At 78.2% G+C, this 4,900-nt stretch carries 1 protein-coding gene; it reads left to right on the top strand.

What is annotated here, in order from left to right; translation table 11 throughout:
• Positions 1 to 59: 59 nt before the first annotated feature.
• Positions 60 to 4,900, top strand: a 4,841-nt coding sequence (locus HCN56_RS23570) for a condensation domain-containing protein (protein ID WP_167974366.1), incomplete at its 3' end; no start/stop codon positions are given.

The raw sequence follows: 4,900 nt of genomic DNA, 5'->3' as shown, positions 1-4,900 counted from the left end.
CGGCATCAAGATGTGCCGCGCCGGCGCCGCCCCGACCGCCCCGACCGTGAGGAACGACCGTGATCCCCTTGTCCTTCGCACAGCGACGGCTGTGGTTTCTGAACCGGCTGGAAGGGCCGTCGGCCACCTACAACGCCCCGGTCGTGCTCCGGCTGGACGCGGTCCCCGACAGCGGCGCGCTGGACGCGGCACTCCGCGATGTCGCCACGCGCCACGAGGTCCTGCGGACCGTCTTTCCGCCCACCGACGGCGAGCCGCGCCAGCAGCTGCTGCCGCCGCCCGACCGCGTGCTCGCGGTCCACGGCTGCGCCCCGGCGGAGCTGCCGGGCGCGATCCGGGTCCACGTCCGTACCGCGCTCGACATCTCGACCGAACCGCCGCTCCGCGCCGCGCTGTTCGTGCCCGGCGACGGCAGCGCGACGCTGGTGGTGCTGATCCACCACATCGCCACCGACGGCGGCTCCCTGGCGCCGCTCCTCGCCGACCTGGACACCGCCTACCGGGCGCGGCTGCGCGGGGAGGCCCCCGGCTGGGAGCCGCTGCCGATCCAGTACGCCGACTACACGCTCTGGCAGCGCGACATGCTGGGCGACCCGGCAGACCCCGACTCCGCCGCCGCGGAGCAACTGGCGCTGTGGCGCGAGGAGCTGACCGGCCTGCCCCCGGTCACGCCGCTGCCGGCCGACCGCCCGCGGCCCGCGGAGCCGACCCACCGGGGCGCCACCGTCACCGGCGATCTCGACGGCGCCGCCCACCGCGGCCTCACGGCGCTCGCCCGCTCCCGGCGCGCCAGCCTGTTCATGGTGCTGCGGGCCGCGCTCGCCGAGGCGCTCACCACGGCCGGAGCCGGCCACGACATCGCGCTGGGCACGGCGGTCGCCGGCCGGCCCGAACCCGAGCTGGAGCAGCTCGTCGGCTTCTTCGTCAACACCCTGGTGCTGCGCACCGACACCTCCGGCGACCCCACCCCCGGCGAGCTGGTGGACCGGGTGCGCGACGCGGACCTCGCCGCCTACGAGCGGGAGGACCTCCCCTTCGACCTGCTGGTGGAACACCTCAACCCCGAGCGTGCGCTGGGCCATCACCCGTTCTTCCAGGTGATGCTCACCCTCCAGCACGACGCCGACGCCGAGGTCCCGCTCGGCCCGCTCACCGGCCGGCCCGTCATGGCCGACCTGGCCGCGGCCAAGTTCGACCTCACCCTCTTCGCCACCGAGCGGCACACCGCCGACGGCGCGCCCGACGGCATCGGCATCGGGGTCCAGTACGCCACGGACCTCTTCGACGAGGCCACCGCGCGGCTGCTGCTCGACGTCTATCTGCGGACCCTGCGGGCGTTCGCCGCCTCTCCCGACGTGCGGACCACCGGCGAGCGGTTGCTGTCGGCGAGCGAGCGGGAGGGGCTGGCGGCCCGCCACGCGGCGCTGGCCGTGGCGGCCACCGCGGCCGCGGAGGGGGAGCCGGCGCCGCGCGCCGCCCCGCTCACCCCGCGCGGCGAGGTGCTGGCCGGGCTGTTCGCCGCCTCGCTCGGCCGCGACAGCATCGGCCCGGACCACAACTTCTTCCGCACAGGCGGGCATTCGCTGCTCGCCAGCAAGCTGGTCAACCGGATACGCACCGTCCTCGGCGTCGAGGTCGGCATTCGCGACCTGTTCCTCGCGCCCACCGCCCGGGGGCTCGACCAGCGCCTCACCGAACGCGAGCGCGCCGGCGACGGGGACGCCGGACGGCTGCCGCTGCGCCCGGTCCCGGCCGCGGAGCGCCCGGAGCGGCTGCCGCTCTCCTACGCCCAGCGCGGCCTGTGGTTCCTGGGCCAACTCCAGGGCCCCAGCAGCGCCTTCAACATCCCGATCGCGACCCGGCTGCCACTCGCGCCGGACGCCGCCGCGCTCGCCGAGGCGCTGGGGGACGTCGCCGCCCGCCACGAGGTGCTGCGCACCGTCTACGGCGTCGCCGGCGGCGAGCCGTACCAGCGGGTGCTGGCCGACGCCCGGCCGACGCTCGCCACCGAGCCGGTCGCCGCCGCCGCGCTCCCCGGCGCGCTGGACCGCGCCGCCGCGCACCGCTTCGACCTCGCGGCGGAGATCCCGTTCCGCGCCTGGCTGTTCGGCCACGAGGACGGTTCGGCGACGCTGCTCCTGCTGCTGCACCACATCGCCTCCGACGGCTGGTCCACCGGCCCGCTCCTCGACGACCTGGACACCGCCTACCGCGCCCGGCTGCTCGGTGCCGCCCCCGCCTGGGAGCCGCTGCCGGTCCAGTACGCCGACTACACCCTCTGGCAGCGGGCCTCCCTCGACGGCTCCCCCGGCGGCGCCGAGGGCTCCCCGGCCGAGGGCTCCCCGGCCGAGGGCTCCCCGGCCGAGAGTTCCGACGGCACCGGCCGGGCGGCCGGACTGCTCTCCCACTGGGCGGAGCAGCTGGCGGGCGCACCGCCGCTGCTGGAGCTCCCGGCCGACCGGCCGCGCCCCGCCACCCCCAGCCACCGCGGCGACGTCACCCCGTTCGCCGTCGACGCCGCCACCCACCGACGTCTCGTCCGGCTCGCCCACCACCACGGGGCGACGCTGTTCATGGTGGTGCAGGCGGCGTTGGCCGCCACCCTGACCCGGCACGGCGCCGGTACCGACCTGCCGATCGGCACGGTCGTCGCCGGCCGCGACGACGAGGCGCTGGACCACCTCACCGGCTTCTTCGTCAACACCCTCGTGCTGCGCACCGACACCGGCGGCAACCCCGCCTTCGGCGAGCTGGTCGAACGGGTCCGCGCCACCGACCTGGCGGCCTTCGCCCACCAGGACGTCCCGTTCGACCGCCTCGTGGAGCACCTCGCCCCGCACCGTTCCGGCGCCCACCACCCCCTGGTGCAGGTCATGGTGCAGCTCCACACCGACAACGGCCCGGTATCGCGGGCCGGTTCACCGCTGGCCGGTACGCCCGTCCCCACCGGGACGCGTACCGCCAAGGCCGATCTGACCTTCGCCCTCACCGAACAACGGGACGCCGAGGGCGGCGCGTCGGGTCTCACGGGCGTCCTGGAGTACGCCGGCGACCTGTTCACCCCGGCCACCGCCGGGCTGCTCGCCGAGCGACTCGCCCACGTCCTGACCGCGGTGGCCGCCGACCCGGCCGTCCGCGTCGAGGACATCCCGCTCACGGACGCCCCCGCCACGGACGCCCCCGCCACGGGCGGCCTCCCCACGGACGTCCCGTCCACGGACGGCCACGCGCCCCACCCCGGCGCCGCCGTCCCGGCCGCCCCGCGCCACACGCCCGCCGTCCCCCCGACCCGGGGGAACGCGGGCACCACCGGCGAGCCGGAGACCCCGGCCACCGTGCACGACCGCCTCACCGCGCAGGCCCGCCGCACACCCCGCCGGACCGCGCTCAGGGCCGAGGGCACCACCCTCAGCTACGCCCGACTCGACCGCGACGCCGACGCCCTGGCGCACCGGCTCACCCACGGCGGTGTCCGCCCGGGCGACGTCGTCGCGGTCGCGGCGGAACGGGGACCGCGGCTGGTGACCGCCGCGCTCGCGGTCCTCAAGTGCTCCGCCTCGTACCTGCTGACCGACCCGGCCGCGCCCGACGGCCCGGCCCTCGCCGCGAGCGGCGCCACCGTGCTGCTCGCCGGCGACCCCGCTGCCCTCCCGGCGGTATCGGCCGCGCTGCGGGTGCTCCCGCTGGACGGCCCCGCCCCCGGGCACCGGCCCGCCGCAGCCTGCGCCCCGCCCGCCGCGGACCCCCGCCAGGCCGCCGCCCACTCCCGCACCGCCCACTCCCGCGCCGCCAGCTCCCGGGCCTCCGACGCCGCGGGCCGGCCCACCCACCGGGTGGCCACCCACGCCGGGCTGACCGCGACCGCCGAGGCGGTGCGGGCAGCCTCCGGTCCCGGCCGTCCGCGGCCGCAGGCCGTCCGCGCTCCGCTGGGCACCGCGGAGTTCGGGGAGCAGTTGTGGTCCGGGCTGCTCTCCGGCGCCGGCAGCACACTGCTGCCGCCACTCCCGCTCGACGTCCCCGGCGCGGGAGCCACGGCCCCGACCGGGGTCCGGCAGACGGTGCTGGACGCCGCGCTCCGGCCCGCCCCCGTCGGGGTGCCGGGCGATCTCTATCTGCCCGCCGCCCCCGGCGACGGGCTGCCGGCCGACCCGGCCGGTACCGCCACCCGCTGGGTGCCGGACCCGGCGGAGGCGGGCGGGTTGCTGCTGCGCACCGGCCGCCGCGCCGTCCGCACCCCCGACGGGGGCGTCCGCGACCTGGGCGAACCGGCGGCCGCCCTGATCGGCGGCTACCGGCCCGACCCCGGCCGGGTCGCCCGGGCGCTGGCGGACCGACCGGGCGTGGCGACGGCCGCGGTGGTCGTCCGCGACGACGGCGACGGCGGCGGGGCGCGGCTCGCCGGGTACCTGGTGCCCGACGCGGGCGTCGTCCTCGACGAGGCGGAGCTACTCGCCCGACTCGCCGACGACGTACCGGAGTTCCTGCTCCCGGCGCGGCTGGTGGCAGTCCCCCGGCTGCCGATCGGTCTCGACGGCCGACTCGACCTCGCGGAGCTGCCCGCCCCCGGCGCCGCCCCCGCGGCGGCCCCCGGGGGGCCGGCCGGCGGCACCGTCGACCCGGCGGTCGCCGCACTGTTCTCGGAGGTGCTGAACGGCAAGGAGGTCGGCGCGGAGGACAACTTCTTCCGGGTCGGCGGCCACTCACTGCTCGCGGTCCGGCTGGTCAACCGGGTGCGCGCCGTGCTGGGCAGCGAGATCACGCTGCGCGACGTGTTCCGCAACCCGACGGTGGCCGCCCTCTCGGCGCTGCTGGCCGCCACCGCTGCCACCGCGGCGCCGGGTGGGGAGGAGGCGCCCGCCGAGGCGTCGGCCGCCCCGGCGGCACCCGCGCGGGCCGGCGC

It is taken from the genome of Streptomyces lonarensis, from assembly GCF_012033735.1.
GTDB lineage: Bacteria > Actinomycetota > Actinomycetes > Streptomycetales > Streptomycetaceae > Streptomyces > Streptomyces lonarensis.
Note: the sequence above shows the minus strand (reverse complement) of the source record. Positions and strands in the feature narration are given on the sequence as shown.